The following is a 22065-nucleotide window of genomic DNA, read 5'->3' as shown; positions in this document are numbered from 1 at the left end:
ATAAGCTGTGGAGGAATTTATGAAAAAAGCTCTTATTTTTATTGTTTTATTAATGTTGGTAAAGACTTCACCTCTTTTTGCATGTACAGGTTTTGTTGCAGGAAAAAATGCTACTGCAGACGGAAGCCGCATTATAGCAAGAACGGAAGATTTGGAAGGAGCAAAAAATAAGCTTTTTAAGGTTTATCCCCGTAAAGAAAATAAAGAAACTATTATTTTTGAAGATCCGTCAGGTTTTAAAATGGAACTTCCGAAAATAAGTTATAAGTACACAGCAATCTGCGATGCCGACCAAGGCGGAGGAATCTATGATGCCGCAGGCTTTAACGAATACGGGCTTGCAATGAGTGCTACAGTTTCGGCCAATCCCGGAGCTTCAGCCCAAAAGTACGACCCCCTTGTTTCAGGCGGAATATCTGAGGCCTCTATTACTACCGTTGTTCTCCCTTATGCAAAAACTGCGCGTGAAGCTGTTGAACGGACAGCCTCCATAATAGATAAATACGGATCAGCTGAAGGAAATATTTTATTCTTTGCAGATGACAAAGAAATATGGTATATGGAAATTTTATCCGGCCATCAGTATGCGGCTGTGAAGGTTCCTGATGATTCTTATGCCGTTATCCCCAACCATTTTTTATTGGGCTATGTTGATGTAAACAGCCCGGATGTAATTGCTTCTAGGAATTTAATTTCTCTTCCGCAGCAAAAAGGCTTTTATGAAGAGTATGAAGGAAAATTCCATGTTGCCCTTACCTATGCCGATGAGATAGGCGATTACGAAAGAGATAGAATATGGGGCGGACAAAATAAACTTTCACCTTCAAAAAAAGTAGAGCATGGCCAAGATGTTTTTTCTCTTTGGAGAAAACCGGATAAAAAAATCACTATAAAGGATGTTATGGAATTACAAAGATACCGCTATGAGGGAACTGAGCTGGATGCCAATGTCGAGGATGACATACGCCCGATCGGAGATCCTACTTCAATGGAATGTCACATTCTTCAACTAAAGCCGAATCTTCCCAAGGCTGTGGGCGGTATAATTTGGCTTGCAATGGCTAACGCCGAACATTCGGTGTACCTTCCGTTCCATGGAAATATAAATGATACAATTTCTTCTTACAAGGTAGATGACGGAGAATTTAATCCCGATTCTTTTTATTGGACAATGAGGGCTATCAACGTTTTTTCTGCACTCGATCGAGAAAAATTCGGCAAGAATATAAGAAAGCTCTGGAGCTCATATGAAGATAAACTTATCAAAGAGCAGTACAAAAAAGATAAGGAACTTACAAGGACATATCAAAAAAGCGGAGCGAAAGCTGCTTCCGAATACGCAACCCGTATCGGCAATGAAACCGCCTCAGAAATTTTTGAAAAGGCAAAAAAAGTTTACAAGGAACTTCTCACCTATATGGCCGCAGATGAAGGAAACAAAAGAGAAGAGTATTTTAAGCCTTCTTTTAAATAACATCTTGGTTATTTTATAGATTGTGTTATATATATAAATATGGTATAATTTAGGGTAAGGAGGGATTATGCCTATACTTCAAGTACACGATTTACCTGATGAAATTTATTCACAAATACATCTTCTTGCACAAAAAGAGCACAGAACCATAACACAACAGACAATTTTAATGTTACAAGATAGTATTTATAAAAGGATAGGGAATAAAAATAAAAGACGTCTTATATTTAAAAAAATAGAAGATCTTAATATTGAAGCAAATCAACTGCCAAATCCTGTAACACTATTGCGTGAGGATAGAGAATATCTATAATTATCTGATATCAACTTAAAGAGTATTTTGTATGAAAAGAAAAAGAAAACTGATTTTGTGGATAGCAGCTCTTGTGCTGCTTATCTTTTTTATTGTGCCGATGGGCATTGCTTACTTTATGTATAAAGATATTTTTTCTGAAAGGTATACAACCGCTTCTCATATGAAACGGCAGATAGAAGAATTTAAAGGTTTGAAACTAAAGCAATATTTTTTTACTTCAAATAAAGGACAAAAACTTACTGCGTATAAATATTATAAAGAAGATAGCAATTATAAGGGGCTTATAATAATAGCTCACGGCTTGGGCGGCGGCGGACATAATTCTTATATGGATGTTGCCGATTATTTAGCGGGAAGCGGCTATTTAATTTTTTCCTATGATGCTACGGGAAATGATGAAAGCGAAGGAAGCGGAGCCGGAGGCTTACCTCAGGGGATTATCGATCTTGATTATGCAATCAGGTTTGTAAAAGAAAATGAAGAATTTAAAAATTTACCGATTATGCTTTTCGGTCACAGTTGGGGCGGCTATTCCGTTGGAAGTGTTTTAAATGTACATAAGGATATAGCAGCTGTTGTGATGGCAGCCGGTTTTAATTCTTCTATCTCTATAATAAGGGATAGGGGAGCCGATTTCATTGGAAAATGGATTAACTTTTTTATACCTTATTTTTCGTTAATAGAAAAAATCAAATTCGGAAGGTATGCAAAATACTCTTGCATTAATGGATTTGAAAATTCTAATACAAAGATAATGCTTATTCACAGTTCAGATGATGACAGCGTTTCTTTTGAAAATAATTATAAAGAGTTTTATAAAAAATTTAAAGATAACAGCCGGTTTACTTTTATTGATTATAATAATCGAGGCCATAATTATTTATATTATACTGATGAAGCTAGGGCTTACGGCAAAAAACTCAACGAAGATTTTAAAGTCTTTAAAAATACACTTCAAGTAGAACTAACATCTGAAATACGGAGCGATTATTTTAAAGAACACTTAGACAAAAAACGCTTTTTTGAAATCGATAAAAAGCTAATGGAAAAAATAGTTACGTTCTATGATGAAAATTCCACAGCAGAACTTCTTAATAAATATAATCGTGCTGATAGAGATAAAAAAAATAAACAAGCCGTCGATGCTGTTTTTAAATTTATATACAAAAAATCTTTAGCGGAAAATGATATTAAAGAATTATCAAAAAAAGAAATCGACCCTGACAACTTGGGTTTTAATATTTCAAAAATTTCGTTTTCAAAAAACGGAGTTGATGTGAGATTTAACATTGATTACTTTTTATATAAAAATGCAGGATATAAAGTAAATATCACGATTGAGAATTTTGTAAAAGAGAGATTATCCGGTTTATTTAAAAAATATAAAAATATTGAAACGGAATTTAATAATTTTTTTATTCATGATCCCATGAATAATTCTTATTCTTATACATTTGTTGATAATAATATTGAAAAAAAATATTTATATGAAAAGAATATTTTAGTCGGGAAACCGAATAAAATTAAATTACCTGAAGATTATCAGAAAGACTATAATGCTCTTTTTTACCCTGAAGATAATATACCCTATGGTTATAATATTGGAATTACAAATGAAATTCCGTATGGACGTAAAGCTATGGGGCATCTTTTAGAATTAAAAGATTCAAAAATTTTTGAAAACATATTGATAGGAGAAAATCCTGCAGGACGTATGTACGCAGCAGAAGCTTTACTGAAAATATCAAAAAACATAGCGACAATAAAAAAAATTAATAAAGTATTTGCAATTCTAAAGAAAGATAATATTACCTATCTATCCTGTGCAGGGTGTATTGTGAAACCTAAAATATATGAGCTTCTACAGGAGAATTAAATAGCTGTTATCATTTTTTCAATTCTATCGATAATGCTGTCCCAAGAATGTTTTTTTATTTCTTCTGCAAGGGGAGAATAAAAATCTTTTTGTGATTTAAGTCTTTCCATTTGAAGCATTATTTTTTCGGTCAGGGCTTCGACAAAGGCGGGTTTATCTTCTTCATAGGCCTTGTCCACATCGTAAATGCGTGGGAGTTTTACAAATTCTATAAGGCCGCTTGTGTTAATTTTTTCGCCGAGGAGGTTTATTAAGCCTTCTATTTCCGTTGTAACTGTAAAAAGACCGCAGGCTAAGGCTTCAACTGCTACAAGTCCCAAAGCCTCATAGTACGAGGGCAAAATAAAAATATCGTTTTGTTTTAAAATTTTACACATACAGATTTGCGATGAAGCATTTACTATTTTTAAGTTTTCACTGTATCCGGCATTTTTTAAAAGAACAGCTTTTTGTTCTTCCGTTGCATTTCCGACTAAGGTTAATTCCGTATCAGGATATTTTTTTAAAATAAGCGGAAGGGGTTTTGCAAGTTCAAAAACTCCCTTTGAATCGGATATTTTTCCTGCATAGCAGAGTCTGAATGTTCCGTCAAAAACATGCCTATCCTTATCGTTAAAAATATCCGGATTAAAGCCTCCGCCTGCCAATTTAATTTTTTCAGGGTTTGCCGAAAAAATATTTTGCACCTCGGCAATATCCTTAGGGCTTACCGTAAAATATAAATCTAGCTTATCTAAATTTTGTATGTACTGTGTCTTTATCCAAGGATTCTTTTTAATCTGCCTTATATCCGTGCCGTGGCTTATGCCGATTATTTTTTTGCCGGGAAATATTTTTTTTACCAAAGAGGTTAAGATAAAAAGATGATGGCTTATGATGACATCGGGATTAAATTCTTCTCTTATGCGGAGAAGATTTTTTTCAAAAACCGAAATCCATTTTTGGTACATCTCCTCGCTCATTTCTGAATATACGGTTGAGGTGTAAGGCATTATGTCGCTCATGCCTGCAATCGGAAAGGGCAAGTCTTCATTAAAAGTTTTTTCTTCTTGTTCATAACCGGATAAAAATTTAACAGGATATTCTTTTACTCTTCCTTGTAAATTGTCCGGTAAAGATTCATTAAAAGTTTTTTCGGCAAAGGGAAGCTGTGTTCCATAAAGAACGGCGTTTTTATGTCCTTTTTTTATCATTCCTTCGACGAGGGTACTAAAATAAACCCCGCTTCCTGTTTTCATCGGTAATTGCGCAAGACAGTGAAGTATCTTCAATTTAAATTCTCCTTAATATAACTGATGTAGACTCTTTCATCTTTTTGATAATTACAGTCATTGTTTAAAACAACGGCCTTTAATTCTTTTTCTTTGTTTTTAAGAAAGAGTTCAATTATTTCACCCTTAAAGATAATATTGGTAATTTGAGCCTCTTCAAAATTTTCAGTATCATCTCCTTCCGGTAAAGATTTAAATACTCTTATTTTTTCGGGTCTGATATATGAGTTTTCTATTTTATTGTTTGTGCCGATAAAGTCAAGAGCAAAATCGTTTGCAGGCTGATTGTAAAGAGCTTCGGCTGTTCCTTCCTGAATAATTTCTCCATTGTTCATCAAAATAATTTTGTCGGCAATTTCAAAGGCTTCGCTCTGATCATGAGTGACAAAAATTGTGGTGATGTTAAATTCTTTTTGAATTTGTTTTATTTCTTTACGCATATTGATTCTTAGTTTTGCATCCAAATTACTCAAAGGTTCATCCAGCAAAAGGAGTTTAGGTTTTATAATCAAACTGCGTGCAAGGGCGACCCTCTGCTGCTCCCCGCCGGAAAGTTCGCTTATATGTTTTTTTTCATAACCGGATAAGCCCATTGTTTTGATCATCTTCATTCCGGCTTCGATACGCTCGCTCTTAGGTATTTTTTTAAATTTTAAACCGTAAATAATATTAGATAAAACATTCATGTGAGGAAAAAGTCCGTAAGATTGAAAGACCGTAGAAACATTTCGATTTTCAGGCAGTTCATTTGTAATTTCTTTACCGTCAAGAATTATTTTTCCGCTGTCCGGTTTTAAAAAACCTCCTATCGATTTTAGCACCGTGCTTTTTCCGCAGCCGGATGGGCCTAAAAGACAGAGGAGTTTTCCTTTTTCAAGATTGAAGCTGATATTTTTTACTGCATTTTTTTCTTTATATGTTTTTGTTAAGTTTTTCAATTCAAGATACATAAAACCTCCGGCATTTTAAATTTATTTTTTCTTTAAAACCAAAAAGTAAATTAAATTTACAATTAAACAAATTATAATTATAAGCAAGGCAATGACGGAACCTATTTCATAATACCCGCTTTGAATTACATCGAACATAACAAGGGTTAAAACTTTTTGACTCGGATATACCAAAAAAATAATTGAGCCTATTGTTGTCATCGTCGTTGTAAATCCGTTTATAAAAGAAACTCCAAGTGCATTTTTGCTTAACGGAATAACTGCATCGGTAATCTCGTTTATTTTTTTACCGCCTAAATCTCTGATCGAATTTAGAGTGTCGATGTTTATTTCTTCCATTGCCGCATTCCCTATCTTGGTAGAAAATGGAAGCTGTTTAAATAGTATGTTTAAAACAACTATTGCTGCCGTTCCTGTAAGCATTAAGGGTTTTGAATTAAAGGCCAATAAATAGCCGAGGCCGAAAAAAGTTCCCGGAATTATATAGGGAAGAGTTGCGGCAAAATCTACAGCCTGCATTATCTTTATTTTTCTTATTTGCTTATAATAAGCGATTAGCAAACCGATTATGCTGCCTCCGCCTGCAGCGATAAGACTGTAGACTATGCTCCTTATAACCGTGCTTGTGATATGATCTCTTGTTTCTAAAATATTTGCAAAGGTAAAAATCATTTTCCCTTTTTTCATTTTTGTAAATGCGGATAATATAATAGAAGAATATTGAATGCTTATCCATAATAAAAAGAAAACGGCAATTATGCTTATAAGATAAAAAAGAATTCCCTGCCTTTTTATTTCAATCTCTGACGTGGCCGTACCGTGTGAAGAGATGGAAATATTTTTAAAACTTTTTTGATAAAGAATAAAAATAATAATTGCAGGAATTAAAAGAAGCACATTTATTGCGGAAGCCTTACCTAAGTTGCCTTGAGCTATTACTGCAAAATAGCTTTCGGTTGCAAGCACATTAAAAGAGCCCCCTATGATTGCAGGAGTTCCGAAATCCGACAAACTTCGCAAAAAAGTTAAGAGCATAACCGATTTGATTGCAGGAAAAAGAAAGGGAAGAATTATATCGATAATCAGGCGGTTTGTCTTTGCTCCGAGGTTGCGGGCACTATCCAATTGAGATCTATCCAAATTATTTAAAAACCCGATTAAGATTAAAGCCGCTAAAGAAAAATTACTTAAAGACTGCATCAGCACAATGCCGGTAATTCCGTACGGACTTTTTGAAATACCTAAAAGATAATAAGAAACAAGGCCTCTCCTTCCAAAGAGGTTTATATAACTGAGGGCTGTTACAAAGGGCGGGCTTATCATCGTTACAGCTAAAATTAAAAAAATCAGGCGTTTTATTTTTTTAGGCATCATATAAGAAAACAAGGCTGTGCTTATCCCTGCGATTGCCGTTAAAACCGTCGTATAAAGTCCTACCGATAAGGAATTTTTTAAAAGATGAAGATGATTTTTAAACACATCTTCAAAAAGCTCAAAGCTAAGGTGTCCATTTATAACAAGGCTTTCTTTAAATACATAAAAAAAAGGCATAGCTATAAATATAAAAATACTTAAAATTAAGCTTAGTATGAGGATATAGTCGATGAGGCCGTTATAATTTTTTTTAAGCTGTTGTTTCATTAAATTATCCTATAAGTCTATATTATTTTTAATAAATTTACTAGTATATGATATGGAATAAATTTTAGGTGATTGATACAGGAAACCCGTTTTACTCAGGCTTGACAGATTCTAGGTTTTGACTTAATATAAATATATGCTTGAGCGATTTTTAGCTTACGGGACAGCTATACTCATTTTGTAAATTGCAAGGAGAGAAAAACTATGGCCTTTTATATCTATGAAAATTGGGTAGCATCTGATAAAGCCATAATTCATTATGGAACATGCCAATTTTGTAATCACGGTGAAGGCACTGGCCGTGGAACACTGGGAGATAAAAATGGGCGTTGGTGGGGCCGTTTGTAACCTGTGAAGAAGCAAACAAAAAGCCCATACGCTGAACAGAAAACTGGTTAGGCCTTGCCATCACTGTTGTAAGAAGATATAAGTAAAAATACGGCTATAGCTTGAAAAAAATTATAAAAAAATCTAAAATCAAGATAAATGCATCGAAGAAAGATATTTTATAAAAAAATATGTTTTTATGATCTATGGATATTTATCCTATTAGGTTTGCAAAATTTACTTATTTATTTTGAACCTATTATGGTTAAACAATTTATAGATAAACTGTTTAATTTGCCGAATATTAAATTATCTGATTATCTCTTTCTCATAATTTTTTTCTGTTGTGATTTTATCTTTTGTATATTGTCTGTTTCTGTTTTAACCCGGTTACTTGAAAAAATATATTATTTTATATCCGATACGGTCTTTTATAAATATCAAACGGAGGAACCTGCCAAAAGTATAAGTTATTCCTCTGGAGAAATTATTACACTTTTAAATAATGATATAAATTCTTTTTTCTCATATATAACGCAATTTTATCCTAAGTTAATTGTAGAAATTTTATTTTTAACTTTTGCTTTACGCTATATTAAAATAGAATCTTTAAATATATTTTTATTATGTATAATAGCTTCTTTTACAAATATTATAATAGCCTTGGTTATTTCAAAAAAGAATTCGGTACTTAGTAAAATAAGCAGAGAAAAATTAAAAGAAAAACAGGATTTTATTGTTTATATCCATGAGCGATATTCTTATATTTATGCAAATAAACACAATGAATATATGCAAAAAGAATTCGGTGTGCTTAATAAGGGCTTTTATAGTATGTCTGCACAAGCTGCAAGGGCCGAACAATTTGGAAAAAATATTTTAAGACTTATTACCATCCTTACACAAGTAATTGCAGCCTTCTTTTTTGTGATCGAAAACAAATCTGCCGCTCCTTCAATAGGCGGCTTTTTAGCTATTCAATTGATGATTGGCAATATCTTTGCTCCCGTTTCAAATATCTTGAATTCCATTATTCTTATAAGCTCAAAAAGAGCCTCAATACAAAGAATCTTTTTATTTTTAAATGGGTATAAAGAAAATACGGCTGAAAACGGCATTTTATTTTCAAAAAGTGAATATGAACTCTATTTTAATAAGCCTGCATTTTATTTAATTGAAGGGGCTAACGGAATAGGTAAATCAAGTTTGCTTAAAAATTTTGCAGGAATTCTAAATATAAAAATAGATACACAGGAAGAAAGTAAAACGATTCTCCATAAGGATAATACAAATTCTTCTGTTTCGTATCATAGTCCTGAAGCCTTAATTATTTCGGGAACGGTTTTGGAAAATATTATGTTATCCTCTAATATTGATAAAGATTTAATAATTAATTATAAAAATGAAAAAATACAGGATATAGTAAAACAATTGGGAGGCTTTAAAAGAAAATTTGACTGGGCTTCAGAAAATTTGAGTTCCGGTGAAAAATTATTAATTGAGCTATTGCGTATTGAATTCTCTGATAAAGATATTTATCTTATTGATGAAATTTCCGCTCATTTGGATATTAAAAATAAAAAACACCTCATAGATATACTTTTTGATAAGGTTGAAAAAGGTAAAACCGTTTTTTATATCTCTCATAATGAAAGTGAAAAACAATATATCAAAACTAAGAATTGTGTTTCGATTATTTTAACGGATAAAATTTATAATGTATACTAAAAAACAATCACCGATTTTTTATATTAAACCGGTGATTGTTTTTTTTCTTTAGTTTTTCGGTCTTAACGAAGCAAATTTATCTAAGATTCTTTGCCTGTCTTTTCCGAAGCTGCTTAAATCTTCCTTTATTAGCTTATCTTTCGGCAAGCCTAATGAAAGCCCCTTAATGCCCGGCTTTACAATTTGAGCGGAATCTTTTCCGTCAAGCCTTGCGATAATTTCCTGAGCCTCTTTTGTAAGCATAAAATCGATAAAAGCCTTTGCCGCATCAAGATTCGGACATGATTTAAAGATTGCAGTTCCTTCCGGTACCCATGGGATTCCGTCTTCGGGATATACTACAATTAGGTTTTTATCGTCTGCAAGTTTAAAAGCTTTTTCATCTGCAGGAATAATGCCAACTGCAAATTCACCCTGAGCTGTTTTTTCTTGCGGATCCTTTCCTCTCTTTCCCAAAAAAGGAATATTTGCGTTTATTTTTTCCCAATAAGCCCAGCCTTTTTCTTCGCCGAAAAGATCGAGTAAGCCTTTTACAGCGCCGTAATTCGTACCCGAAATTGAAGGATCACTCATAATAACCTCTCCCTTGTATTTGGGATCGGCAAGCTCAGCCCAAGTTTTTGGCATGGGAAGATTTTTTTCGGCTAAGACATCCTTGTTTCCGATAAAGCCTACAACGGTAATGCCTTTTGCAATCCAAGCTCCGTCCGGATCCTTATATTGTGCAGGAATATCTTTAGAGTTGGGAGAAATATAGTTTTCCAAAAGGCCGTCGGCCTTTGCTGCCATAAAGGCATCAATTCCGCCTCCGAACCAAACATCAGCCATCGATTTGCCCTCTGCCCTTGTTCTTGCTAAAACCTCTCCGCTCGACATCGAAAGAAATTCAACTTTTACGTTTGTTTTTGCAGTAAATGCATCAAAGAGTTCCTTGTAAGCACTTGTTGCAACCACGTTCAATGTTTTTCCCGAAAGTTCCTTTGATTCTTTTTCGGAAGAACCGGCTGCAAATACAAGGGTACTTGCAAGCAATAAAAATAGTGCAGCAAAAATAATTTTTTTCATTTTGCCCTCCAAAATTATAATTAGATATTTCAAGATACTATGATATTGTAAAAGAGTCAATATAAATTTTAATAAATTAATAAAATTCCTAATATATCTATTGACTTTTTATTTTTTATGTAGGATTATAGATTTTTTTCTGTTGAGCTTCAGCCAAACTCTCAAAACCCTTAGGCAAATTGTTCATAATCATACTCCAAAATGATTTAGATTAAGTAACTCTATATTTATTATAATATGTTAATATTTATTAAAAAAATTACAACTGGTTGGGATAAATATATAAAATTTTATCGCTATGTTTGAGTAGTTCCGTTTAAAAACTCATTACGGTAGTTTGAGATATTTTTATAATATAATCTCACTTTTTATTGCATTTTTAGAATATTTTTGCTTATAATATTTTTCGGATAATATACCCGGTAAAATTACCGTTTGATAATAAGTTGTTTTTCTACTAAAGAAATCTTTCTTATCCATGATTTTATTTTCTTTTATGTATAACATAAAACTGAACATTGACGTAATTATTATATGGTATGCTATATTTGCCTTAATATTCGGATTAAGCTGCGACTTTTGCTGCATTTCGATAAGCTCATCAAGAATTGAGCGATAAAGCTGTTTCGCATGTCCTTTAAAATAAAATCTATACAATACTTCTTCGGGAACATTCAACCATGAAGAACTGAAATCTATCTCTTCCTGAGTCAAAATTTCATGCAGATCAAGCAGTTTCGCCGGATAAAAAAAAGACGCATTCCGTCTTTTTTCCTCGTCAAAAATTTTCTTTTCTATCTCAGAGAAGAAAAATAGGTACATTTCCGCCTTATCATCAAAATATTTATAAAAACTACCTATGGATATATCCATTTCTTTTACTAAATCTCTTATTGAAATAGATTCATAATCTTTTTTTATAAACACATTATATATAATTTTACGTAATTTTTCTTTCCGTTCATCGGATAATTTTAAAAAAGTGGATTTAGGCATTTTTCTGAGATTCTCCAATAATTTGATATACGTTTGACATTAACTAACATTGTATAATAATTTAGCAAAAAAAGCAATATTTTTATTTTTTTTGTTGACAGCCATTTAAAACCGTGTTATACTTTTCTTAAAGTGAACATGTTCACTATGCATTATAGGAATGTGATTGTTTTAAGATTTTTTTATGAGTAGGTGGCTTAATGAAAAAGTATATTTTGAAAAGGAGTTTTTCAGCTTTTATAACGATTATTGTCGTTTTTACCATTAATTTTATAATTATTAATATTGCCCCCGGCAATCCCATTAAGACTATGATGGGAAAAGAAACCGATAATATTGAGCAAACTAAAGCTCTTGAAGAAAAATATGGCTTAAACAAGCCTCTATATGAGCAATATTTCCGATATTTAAAAAATATTTCAACAGGAGATTTAGGAATTTCAATTATATACAATAAACCCGTTTCAAAAATGATTTTAGAGAAAATAGGGCCTACAATCCTTCTTGTACTTACAGCTGCAGTTATATCGCTTCTTCTTGGTACGGCTGTGGGAATAGTCGCTGCTCGAAAAGAAGGAGGTTTTATTGATGTAAGCTTATCGGGTATAAACTATGTTTTAAACGCTTTACCGTCTTTTTGGCTGGCATTAATGCTGATTATTTTATTTTCTACAAAATTGAAATGGCTGCCGACATTCGGAATGACCGACCCCAGAGCTGAGTATTCAGGAATTAAATATGTAAAAGATGTAATTGTCCACTTAATTTTACCTATAACAACTTTAGTATTAATAGAACTTCCGCTATATTTCAGAATTGCAAAATCTTCAGTTCTACAAGTAACAAATGAAGATTTTGTTATGACATTAAGGGCTGTGGGAATGAGTGAAAAGAAGATTTTTAGAAAATATATTTTTAAAAATGCAATTTTACCTACAATTACTGTTTTCGGCATATCTTTGGCATATTTAATTACAGGTGTAGCTCTTATCGAAATTGTTTTTGCATGGCCGGGAACGGGAAGGCTTGTATTAAATGCCATTAATCAAAGAGATTATCCCGTTTTAATGGGTATTTATCTCATTATGAGTATTGCAATCGCTGTTATGATGATGGTTGTAGATATTGTGTATGCAATAGTAGATCCCAGAATCAGGTATTAAGGGAGATGAATTATGAAAATCGAAAAAATACGGGAACTGTGTAAAGCTTCTTATTCCGATAAGCAAATGCGGTTGGGTCTAATCTGTCTTTTCGTACTGTTGGTAATCATAGCATTTGCATCTCAGATTACAAATTTTAATCCTTATGAGTATGGAGATGATATTCTATCCGGCTTAGGAGAAAATGGGCATATTTTAGGAACCAACCATATGGGGCAAGATGTTTTCAGTATGATTGTTTACGGAACAGCGACATCATTAAAAGTTGCGGTCATTTCAGCCTTAATATCGGGAATCCTCGGCGTAATAATCGGCGGGATAGCAGGATTTTTTGGAGGAAAAGTAGATCAAATAATATCCGAATGTATAAATATTTTTATGATGCTCCCCACTTTCTTTTTAATTCTATTGATTATAGCTCTTTTCGGGAGCAGCATTTATAATGTAATGGTGGTTATCGGAATTACAACATGGCCGAGTAATGCAAAATTAATGCGAGCTCAAGCCCTTTCGATACGCGAACGCACATATGTTAAGTCAGCAAAAGCTCTCGGAGAAAATAACAGGCAAATTTTATTTAAATATATTATTCCGAATGGCATCTTTCCCGTAATTGCGAACACTACGGTCGGAATGTCTAATGCTATTTTAACTGAAGCAGGTCTTTCTTTTTTAGGATTGGGAGATCCGAATATTATCTCATGGGGGCAAATGATATATCAGGGAAAGCCATATATCACAACCGCATGGTGGATATCGACATTTGCAGGGATAGGGATCGTAGTAACGGTAACTACATTTTATCTTTTAGGTGACGGATTAAATCATATCTTAAACCCGAAAAACATATCAAGCGGAGGCAGGTAAATATGGGAGCCGTTTTAAACTTAGAAAAAATAAATATAACATACAAAAACAAACATAAAAATGTCTATGCTGTAAAAGATATTTCGTTTATGCTGAATCAAGGAGACTCGCTGGGAATTGTAGGTGAATCCGGTTCCGGCAAGTCTACATTAGCTATGGGGCTTTTAAAGTTATTACCCGCCCGCAGTACAGCTATTACAGGACGCGTCGAATTCGATAAAAAAAATTTATTGGAATTAACTGACCGGCAATATAACGAACTGCGATGGAAAGAAATCTCTGTCGTGTTTCAAAAATCAATGAATGCATTAAGTCCTGTGCATAGAATCAGCGTACAAATAGAAGATATTTACCGCGTCCATTATCCAGATGCTCCGTCTCAGAAAATTAAAGAGAGGGCATTGTATTTATTTTCACTGGTTAATCTTTCCAGCCGTGTTTATAATTTATATCCTCATGAGCTAAGCGGCGGAATGCTGCAGCGCATATCGATTGCAATCAGTCTATTGTTTTCGCCTAAGCTCTTAATTTTAGATGAAGCTACGACGGCTCTGGACACGGTTACACAGGGACAAATATTGGATGAAATAGTTAAGCTCGAAACCGAAATGAATATGACTCGTATTATGATTACTCATGATATAAGTGTTGTTTCGCAATCATGTAATAAAGTAGGAATTATGTATGCAGGAGAATTAATGGAAATAGGATCTACGGAAACCGTTTTAAAAAATCCTAAACATCCTTATACCAAAGCGCTTATAGAATCCTTTCCCTCCTTGTACGGAGAAAAAAAACCGCTTAAATCCATAGAAGGCTTTATTCCCGATTTATCGCAGCAATACAAAGGATGCATCTTTGCTCCGCGTTGTAAGAATGCAATGGATATATGCAAATCCCATAAACCTCAGAAAACCGAATTTAAAGACGGGGATGTGTATTGTCATCTTTACAAGGAGGCGGCAAAATGAAAGAATTTATCAGTATTCAAAATATAAAAAAATTTTATCCGGTAAAAAAAGGAAAATCATTATTTACAAAAAGCCGTTCATTTGTTAAAGCCCTTGATAATATCAACTTGGAATTAAAACAAGGTGAAATTTTGGGTTTAATCGGCGAAAGCGGCTGCGGAAAATCTACATTAGGAAGAATATTAAGCCGGTTGGAAGAGCCGACGGACGGCGATGTATATATAGATGGACTTTCAACAAAGCAGATAATGAAAAACGACTCTAAAGGTTTTAGAAGATTAGTGCAAATTATATTTCAAAACCCGTATGATTCCTTTACACCGAAAAATACCATAGAAGAAATATTATTGCGTCCGTTAAAAATACACAATATTGCAGAAAATGATGCTGAAAGAAAAAAGATTCTCATAACGGAATTGGAAAACGGAGGATTACATCCTGCAGCCGATTTTTTAAAACGGTATCCTCATCAATTATCGGGCGGTCAATTACAAAGAATTTCGATTATACGCGCAATGCTATTAAAACCGCAATTTATAATTGCCGATGAACCCGTTTCAATGCTGGATGTATCGGTTAGGGCAGATATTATAAATATGCTTCTTAATTTAAAAAAGCAATATAATGCAACTATTGTCTTTATCAGCCATGATATAAGTTTAACACGGTATATTTCGGATAAAATTGCTGTTATGTACTTAGGGCGTATTGTAGAATATGGAGATGCTGATGATATAATCAAAAATCCCAAACATCCGTATACAAAAGTTTTAATATCAAACTGCGGTTCGTCCGACCCTACGGAAAAAACCGAAAAAATTTTTATACAAGGAGAGCCGCCAACTCCGATTGACCCAAAAGATATGTGTTATTTTGCACCGAGGTGTTTTATGGCGACGGATGAATGTTTCGGTTCTTATCCGGACACTAAAAAATTGTATGAAGGGCACAGTGCTGCTTGTCATAAATTATAAATAATAGGAGAAGAGAAAATGAAAAAAAGAATCGCAATGCTGCTTACGGCAGCGGTCTTGACGGTTACTGTATTGGTAATTTCATGCAGTAAGAATGAGGCAGAAATGGGAACCGGTAAAAAAGCAACGGAAAAAACGACTATAATTGTAAGAGCCGGCGGAGATCCGATGAGTTGGAATCCGGACAGCCTGCCCGATGACAACGGGTATCCGATTTTCCAAAATATATTTAACCGGTTGGTTAAATTGGATGCATCAAAAAATATTATACCGGATTTAGCCGAGTCATGGGATATTTCACCCGATGGAAAAGAAATAACGTTTTATCTTCACACGGCGGAATGGCATGACGGAAAACCGGTAACGGCCGACGATGTAAAATATACTTTTGATTATATTGCAAAGAAAAATACATATTTGTTGTATTCGAGGCTTCAAATCATTGACAAGATAGTTGTAAAAGATAGTAAGACGGTCGTGTTTAAATTAAAATACCCGGATGTATCGCTTGTGGCAAACCTCGGCTGGTATGCGTCATTCGTTCTCCCGAAGCATATTTTTGATAACGGACAGGAATGGGAAGATAATATTGCAACCAAAGAAATGCCCATAGGCTCGGGACCTTTTAAACTTTTAAAGTTTAAACAGGGCGAATCGGTTACGCTTGAAGCAAACAAAAATTATTTTATGGGAGCTCCGAAAGTAGACAATGTGATTTTTACGATGATTCCTGATAATGCTACGGCTGTACAAGCTCTTGTAAACGGAGAGATAGATGTATTGGAAAATGTGCCGGCTGCAAACAATAGGGAACTTTTAGCAAATCCTCAGCTTAGACTGGTATTCAATGAATATCCGTCACCGATGCGTATTATATTCAATATGAGGAATGAAAAAGTTAAGGATGTACATTTAAGAAGGGCGATTGCAAGTGCAATAAACAAAAAAGAAATTTCCGATAAAATTTTTGATGGAGTGCAAAAACCTGAGTATGCTATGTATCCTGAATTTATAAAATGGCTAAGCAATACGGAAAATGCATCTCCTCAGTTTAATATTGATGTTGCAAGAAAAATTTTGCAGGATGCAGGATACAAGGCTGATAAAGACGGATTTTTTGTACGCGGCTTACAAATAGAAGTTTTTGAGGGCGGAGGATATCCCGATGCAGCAAAATTAATGCAGGCGACACTTGCAAAAGCCGGCATTGAATTAAAAGTAAATGTTTCAGAATTTAATGCATGGGCGGACAAGGTTGGAACAAATAAAGATTTTATAATGGAACTTCAAGGTGGTTTTATGGGGCCTGATCCTGCAGCTCTTTATTCCAGATATGGAACAGGTGAGTCCAATAATTGGAGCGGGTATTCCAATATAAAGTTTGATGAGCTATGTAAAAAAGGCTTGACTGTAGGTAATAAAGAAGAACGAGCTGCAATTTATAAAGAAGCCCAAAAAATTTTAGCCGAAGATTTACCTTTTATTCCTATAGTAGGGTTTGCATCCTACGATGCAAATTCAGTAAATTTTAAAAATTTACCTATAGACGGAACAGGAAAATGGGGTTGGCAAGAATATACATTTACTGAAAAAGTGAAATAACAGGGAAGGGTAATAAAGTGAATAAAATATTTGAAGATGTTATCAACAGGGTACCCGATTATAAAGAGTTTATGACTGTCGATGAAATGAATTCGGCAAGTAAAGCCCTTGCAAAACAATATCCCGCCATAGTGGAAGAGTTCGAATTCGGGACGACCAGAGACGGCGATAAAATTATAGGGTTAAAAATAGGAAAAGGAAGGCAAAATGCCCTTATTTTTGGTCTTCCTCATCCGAATGAACCTATAGGTACTATGATGCTGGATTATTTTACAAAAGAATTGGCTGAAAATAAAAAGCTCCGAGATGAACTGGATTACACGTGGTATATTGTAAAAGCTTGGGATTCTGATGGGACCAGACTGAATGAAGGCTGGTTTAAGGGGCCATTTACGCTTTATAACTACGCAAGAAATTTTTTTAGGCCTGCAGGACATCAGCAAGTGGATTGGACATTCCCGATAGAATACAAGGAATTGAAATTTACCAAGTCTATTCCCGAAACTATTGCAATGATGAATCTAATTGATAAAATTAAACCCCGATTCATTTATTCGCTTCACAACGCAGGGTTTGGCGGGGTCTACTGGTATTTATCGCGCGATATTCCAAAAGTATACGGCAGCTTAAAAGAAGCGGCAAAAAAACAAAATGTTCCGTTAAATTTGGGGGAACCTGAAGCTCCATACTGCAAAGCCTTTGCTCCTGCAATTTATAAAGAACTCGGTATTCGCGATAATTACGACTACTTGGAAAAATACGGTGTAAAAGATATTCCAAAAGCAATTGGTGTCGGAACATGCAGCGCAGACTATGCCGGAGAAAAATATAAATCTTTTACAATGTTGACTGAACTTCCGTATTTTTATAGCGAAAAGATTATTGACCTATCGGACAGCGGAGAAAACCGAGGTGAGATAGTGAGAAAATCTTTAGAGGAAAACAGAAAAAGCGAAGCGTTCATTTTGGATTCTTTAGAAAAGACAAGAAAGTATATGGCTAAAAATAATCCATTTTTGCTTGCCTTAGATGCTTTTACCGGAAGACAGGATGATTATGATGCTGCCGTTAAAATGACTTACGAAGATGAAAATTACAGTAAAAAGAATGCTACGGTTGCAGAAAAATTTGACAATGAATGGATTAAAAAATTTTATAAGATGTTGTCTTTCGGCCTTTTAACAAGAGCCAATGAAACAGAGCTTTTTAAAATGAGAAAAGCAAAGGAGGAAAATAAAGAAAAAGGAAAAGCTTTATCTAATGAATTTAACGCAGCGGAAAAGAAACTCCAGGTATTAAGCGACGAATTGGAAGCCAATATTAAGTATAGTGTTGTCCCCATTAAAAAGCTGGTATCCATACAGTTGGAATGCGGCTTGCTCGTTGCCGAATATTTAAAAAATGTATAAGTAAAAATATCTGAAAGGGCCGTCTAAAAAATTGAGTTGCTATCGCTTTTAGACAGCCCTTTCACTGTCAAGTAGTTTTTTTTTCAATCGTTGTTTTTACCTTAAAACATTCCGTGCAGTTTAAAAAATCCTTGATGTGGCTTGCATAGTTTATTTTTTTATTCCATACAAGATAGATATTTCGGTATTGGTGGGGAACATCACCCAGCTCAAAGGCTATCAACTTTTTATTTTTTACCATGTCTTCAACTGCTATTCTCGATATAAAAGATGTACCCAGTCCTTCTGCAGTCAATTGCTTGATGACCTCAGTGTCGTTTATCGAGGCGCTTATATTTATCGAGTTTAAATCTATCTTTTGTGATTTTAAAATCAGCTCCATGTTTTGCTTGACGGCAGACCCTGCTTCTCTGATAATAAATGGCTCTTCGGCAATGCGTTTTAAATTGGGATTTGATTTTTTTAACTTTTGATAATAAGCATTGTTTGCACTGATAAACACAAATTCATCTTTATAAATAGGAAGGAATGCGCAATTTTCATCTTCTACCTTCATTCCGACGATGCCTATATCGACGGTATTTAACGATACTTTTTTTATTGTTTCAAGACTGTTTTTTTCTTCAACCTTTATATAAATATCGGGATGTTTCTTTTTAAACTCCCTCACTATGGAAGGAAGAAGATATCCGGCCGGAATTGTCGAGGCTCCGATAGTGATAATTTTTCTTTCGGGATGTATAAATTTTTCTACAAGCTTGTCCCGTTCGGCTAAAATATTTTTTGATTCTTCGTATAGTTTGCTGCCTGCTTCCGTGAGTTTTAGCTCTCGTGTTGACCGTATAAATAAAGGTACATCCAATTCCTCTTCAAGCTGTTTTAGTGTTAAACTAACTGTAGGCTGCGATATGTTTAATTCGCTTGCCGTGGTCGAAAAACTTAAATTTTCAACAAGTTTTATAAAGATTTCAAGCTGTTTAAATTCCATAAAAACTCCTTAGGCTTTAATTTTTAAGGCCTTATTTTACATTCATTACGAAAACTCCGCTCCATCTCGGCTTAGGCGGAGAAACTTGATAGTGTGCTATACGTTTTAAAAATACCTTTGACGGTGTGTCGTTATATCTTTCAACACAAGTCAAAAAGAATTTTTCTGCCTGTTTCCATTTTCTTTTTCGGTAATAAGCAAGGCCTGTTTCAAAGAGTTTTTTTATTTCTTTGATGGATTCTATAGGCAATTTTTCCGTGGGCTGCAGAATTTCAAAGATTCTTACAGGTTCGGTTTTTCCTTTTACTGTAACAAGATCAAGTTCTCGGCAGATAAAGCTGCTGTCAAGATTTTCATATACAGCTTCAGAAATAATCGATTTTGAACCGTATTCTTTATTTGCTCCCTCAAGCCGGGCGGCAAGATTTACCGTATCGCCTATCGAAGTAAAATCTTTTCTTGTTTTAGAACCTACGGGGCCGAATACTACAGGGCCCGAATTTATACCTATACCTATTGAAATTGTTGCCGAACCTTCTTGGGCGGCCGCCCTTTGCTCTCTTCGCATTGCTTTTCGGATCTCCATGGCAGCCTTACAAGCGTTTATTTCTTTCTTGGTGCCCGAGAAAAAAGCCATAATTTCATCGCCGACATATTTATCCACATCGCCGCCGTTTTCAAAGATTATCTTTGTTTCTATATCCAAATAGCGGTTTAATATGGAGATAACTTCTTTCGGCTGCATGTTTTCGCACATAGTTGTAAAGCCTCTGATATCGGTAAACAAAAAGCATAAGTCGCGGTTATAGCTTTTGCGCGCAAGGTTTTTTTCGGCATTTTGAATAGTGTGGAAAGAAACATAGGGCAAAATTCCGCGGATAAGCGAAATAATATTTTTTAGCTCTACCGAAAGAGTTTTTATTTCGTCATGGGTTTTGACATTTTCTTCAAAAATAAGCCTGTCGGGTTCGACCGAGGCGCTGCTTGCAATCATATCGCTTAAAATATTTGCAGTTTTTCTTATGTTTCCGCATAAAAATATAATCGGATTTGCGATAAAGTCAGCCAAAAAAAGGACAATTATAATAGATGCATAGAAAAAAACGGCAGAAATAGAAAGCACAAATACCAGGGCCTGAAAATAAGGCCGGTCAAGGATTTCTCTGAGATATGTAACGACGGAAAACCCTAAAAGTCTTTGCCCTTCTTTTTTTGTAAAAGTTATGGGGTAGACATAAAGACATGTTCCCTTTTCGTTTTTGTAAATCGGGGTGCTGACTGTAGATTCGTTTTTGCAATGTTCTATATAAAGAGCCGCTTCTTCAGGCGTTATTATTTTTTCTTCATCGGGTATCAGTTTTACATGACCTACCGCAGTCGTATATGAAAACACATCGAATAAGGGTAATTCGGTATATTCGTCTATTTCTTCGAGGAAAATAGGCTGTTTACTGCTTGTAGTTATTATATCGACTCTTTGAAAAGGAAATGGCGAAGAATCGTTTGTTTTTTTGATTCCTTCAAGAAATGCTCTTATTTTAGCATGAAGTCCGTCCGAAAAACTGTATATCGCCGCAACTTGCTCTGCCTGATTTTTACCCGTAGTATTTACGTTTTGTGTTAGGAGCATGTTGTAGTTTCGCAAATCGGTATAAATAAATGTCGAAAGAATCACTAATATAGTAAAAATAATAACTATTGTAATTTTTGTTTTTATGTGAGTCCTTTTTTTTACGGTTGCAAATTGATCTACGGATTTTTTTAATAAATTTTCTACAGAAAGGAGCTCTTCTTTTGCTTGGGTGCCTTTTTGCTTTTTTAGTTTATCTTTTTGCCGCTTCAATTTTTCGGTTATGCGCTTTTTTACGGTTTCTTCCCGTTTTTCTTCATCCTTTAACAGTTTTTTATATTCCATATAGGCGCTGTTTTGTTTTTTTATGGATATTATTCCGTGTGCTATTAAAAAGATATGAAAGATAAGGGCCGTAAAAAAAGCAATGTAGGTAAAAGTGCTTAAAGAATAGAACCAGCGCGGTGTGTTCGCAAAAGAGTTCATTCCGGAGATTGCGGCTGCAAGATAAAAACTGATCGAAATTAATGACGTTAAATAAACGGTTTTTTGCGATATTTTTCTTTGAAAAATCGATATAAAGATTACCATAAACGCTATGGGCAATATGAACAACAAAAAACTGCTCACATAAAAAAAGTTTAGCCCTCTTTGCGCATAGTCTGAAAATAATACGGTCAAAGGGTAAAGATTTACCGCATTATGTGCCGGATTAATCAAGTCCATCCTGCTCATATTAAAAGGCAGAATCATAAGTTCTGCAAGAATTACCAGAGTTGCTATTTTTAGCGTGTTAGGATGAATATAAATTTTTTTTACCCATTTGAGTAAATTGTTTAAGGCTTTTATCATAGCTCATAGTTTACATACTAAAAAG

17 protein-coding genes are annotated in these 22065 nt (G+C 34.3%); 10 read left to right on the top strand and 7 right to left on the bottom strand.

The window, feature by feature from the left end; all coding sequences use genetic code 11:
- Nucleotides 1-19: 19 nt before the first annotated feature.
- The 3 genes from E4O01_RS12210 to E4O01_RS12200 all read left to right on the top strand — a co-directional run bounded on the left by E4O01_RS12210 (nucleotide 20) and on the right by E4O01_RS12200 (nucleotide 3666).
- Nucleotides 20-1474: a C69 family dipeptidase gene (locus tag E4O01_RS12210; protein WP_253692457.1), complete on the top strand. Its 1455-nt coding sequence runs from the start codon at nucleotides 20-22 to the stop codon at nucleotides 1472-1474.
- A 67-nt stretch (nucleotides 1475-1541) separates the two neighbouring features.
- Nucleotides 1542-1787, top strand: coding sequence for a hypothetical protein (locus E4O01_RS12205; RefSeq protein WP_253692456.1), 246 nt, complete (start codon nucleotides 1542-1544; stop codon nucleotides 1785-1787).
- Nucleotides 1788-1818: 31 nt separating this feature from the next.
- Nucleotides 1819-3666, top strand: a complete 1848-nt coding sequence (locus E4O01_RS12200) for an alpha/beta hydrolase family protein (protein ID WP_253692455.1) — start codon at nucleotides 1819-1821, stop codon at nucleotides 3664-3666.
- Here the strand turns inward: E4O01_RS12200 and E4O01_RS12195 are convergent.
- The 3 genes from E4O01_RS12195 to E4O01_RS12185 are packed head-to-tail and all read right to left on the bottom strand — an operon-like array spanning nucleotide 3663 to nucleotide 7528.
- Nucleotides 3663-4937 carry a glycosyltransferase family 4 protein gene (locus E4O01_RS12195; protein ID WP_253692454.1) on the bottom strand — a complete coding sequence of 425 codons (1275 nt, stop codon included), beginning with the start codon at nucleotides 4935-4937 and terminating at the stop codon, nucleotides 3663-3665. The two genes, E4O01_RS12200 and E4O01_RS12195, sit on opposite strands and share 4 nt — an antisense overlap.
- Nucleotides 4934-5887 (bottom strand): ABC transporter ATP-binding protein, encoded by a 954-nt coding sequence (locus E4O01_RS12190; protein ID WP_253692453.1) that lies wholly within the window; start codon nucleotides 5885-5887, stop codon nucleotides 4934-4936. The genes E4O01_RS12195 and E4O01_RS12190 overlap by 4 nt, the downstream gene beginning before the upstream one ends.
- 21 nt (nucleotides 5888-5908) lie before the next feature.
- Complete coding sequence (locus E4O01_RS12185) at nucleotides 5909-7528, bottom strand: ABC transporter permease (RefSeq protein WP_253692452.1); 1620 nt, start codon at nucleotides 7526-7528, stop codon at nucleotides 5909-5911.
- 486 nt (nucleotides 7529-8014) lie between these two features.
- On the opposite strand from E4O01_RS12185, the gene E4O01_RS12180 reads away from it, so the two are divergent.
- Nucleotides 8015-9583, top strand: a complete 1569-nt coding sequence (locus E4O01_RS12180) for an ATP-binding cassette domain-containing protein (RefSeq protein WP_253719279.1) — start codon at nucleotides 8015-8017, stop codon at nucleotides 9581-9583.
- Between the two features lie 48 nt (nucleotides 9584-9631).
- On the opposite strand, the gene E4O01_RS12175 is transcribed toward E4O01_RS12180, so the two are convergent.
- On the bottom strand, nucleotides 9632-10648 hold the full coding sequence (locus E4O01_RS12175; RefSeq protein WP_253692450.1) for an ABC transporter substrate-binding protein: 1017 nt from the start codon (nucleotides 10646-10648) through the stop codon (nucleotides 9632-9634).
- Between the two features lie 348 nt (nucleotides 10649-10996).
- Nucleotides 10997-11644, bottom strand: a complete 648-nt coding sequence (locus tag E4O01_RS12170) for a TetR/AcrR family transcriptional regulator (protein WP_253692449.1) — start codon at nucleotides 11642-11644, stop codon at nucleotides 10997-10999.
- A gap of 200 nt (nucleotides 11645-11844) precedes the next feature.
- On the opposite strand from E4O01_RS12170, the gene E4O01_RS12165 reads away from it, so the two are divergent.
- The 6 genes from E4O01_RS12165 to E4O01_RS12140 are packed head-to-tail and all read left to right on the top strand — an operon-like array spanning nucleotide 11845 to nucleotide 18630.
- Entirely contained in the window at nucleotides 11845-12807 is a 963-nt protein-coding gene (locus E4O01_RS12165) for an ABC transporter permease (RefSeq protein ID WP_253692448.1), read from the top strand.
- Nucleotides 12808-12819: 12 nt separating this feature from the next.
- Nucleotides 12820-13674, top strand: a complete 855-nt coding sequence (locus E4O01_RS12160) for an ABC transporter permease (RefSeq protein ID WP_253692447.1) — start codon at nucleotides 12820-12822, stop codon at nucleotides 13672-13674.
- 2 nt (nucleotides 13675-13676) lie between these two features.
- Complete coding sequence (locus E4O01_RS12155; protein WP_253692446.1) at nucleotides 13677-14645, top strand: ABC transporter ATP-binding protein; 969 nt, start codon at nucleotides 13677-13679, stop codon at nucleotides 14643-14645.
- Nucleotides 14642-15619 carry an oligopeptide/dipeptide ABC transporter ATP-binding protein gene (locus E4O01_RS12150; protein ID WP_253692445.1) on the top strand — a complete coding sequence of 326 codons (978 nt, stop codon included), beginning with the start codon at nucleotides 14642-14644 and terminating at the stop codon, nucleotides 15617-15619. The genes E4O01_RS12155 and E4O01_RS12150 overlap by 4 nt, the downstream gene beginning before the upstream one ends.
- 18 nt (nucleotides 15620-15637) lie before the next feature.
- Complete coding sequence (locus E4O01_RS12145; RefSeq protein ID WP_253692444.1) at nucleotides 15638-17221, top strand: ABC transporter substrate-binding protein; 1584 nt, start codon at nucleotides 15638-15640, stop codon at nucleotides 17219-17221.
- A 17-nt stretch (nucleotides 17222-17238) separates the two neighbouring features.
- Nucleotides 17239-18630 (top strand): M14 family zinc carboxypeptidase, encoded by a 1392-nt coding sequence (locus E4O01_RS12140; protein ID WP_253692443.1) that lies wholly within the window; start codon nucleotides 17239-17241, stop codon nucleotides 18628-18630.
- A 67-nt stretch (nucleotides 18631-18697) separates the two neighbouring features.
- Here E4O01_RS12140 and E4O01_RS12135 read toward each other — a convergent pair whose 3' ends face one another.
- Together E4O01_RS12135 and E4O01_RS12130 are read right to left on the bottom strand one after the other, a co-directional pair.
- Complete coding sequence (locus E4O01_RS12135; protein ID WP_253692442.1) at nucleotides 18698-19618, bottom strand: selenium metabolism-associated LysR family transcriptional regulator; 921 nt, start codon at nucleotides 19616-19618, stop codon at nucleotides 18698-18700.
- Between the two features lie 31 nt (nucleotides 19619-19649).
- Complete coding sequence (locus tag E4O01_RS12130) at nucleotides 19650-22040, bottom strand: adenylate/guanylate cyclase domain-containing protein (protein ID WP_253692441.1); 2391 nt, start codon at nucleotides 22038-22040, stop codon at nucleotides 19650-19652.
- Between the last annotated feature and the right edge of the window lie 25 nt (nucleotides 22041-22065).

Origin of the sequence: Treponema sp. OMZ 790 (assembly GCF_024181285.1) — a bacterium.
Classification (GTDB): Bacteria; Spirochaetota; Spirochaetia; order Treponematales; family Treponemataceae; genus Treponema_B.
Note: the sequence above shows the minus strand (reverse complement) of the source record. Positions and strands in the feature narration are given on the sequence as shown.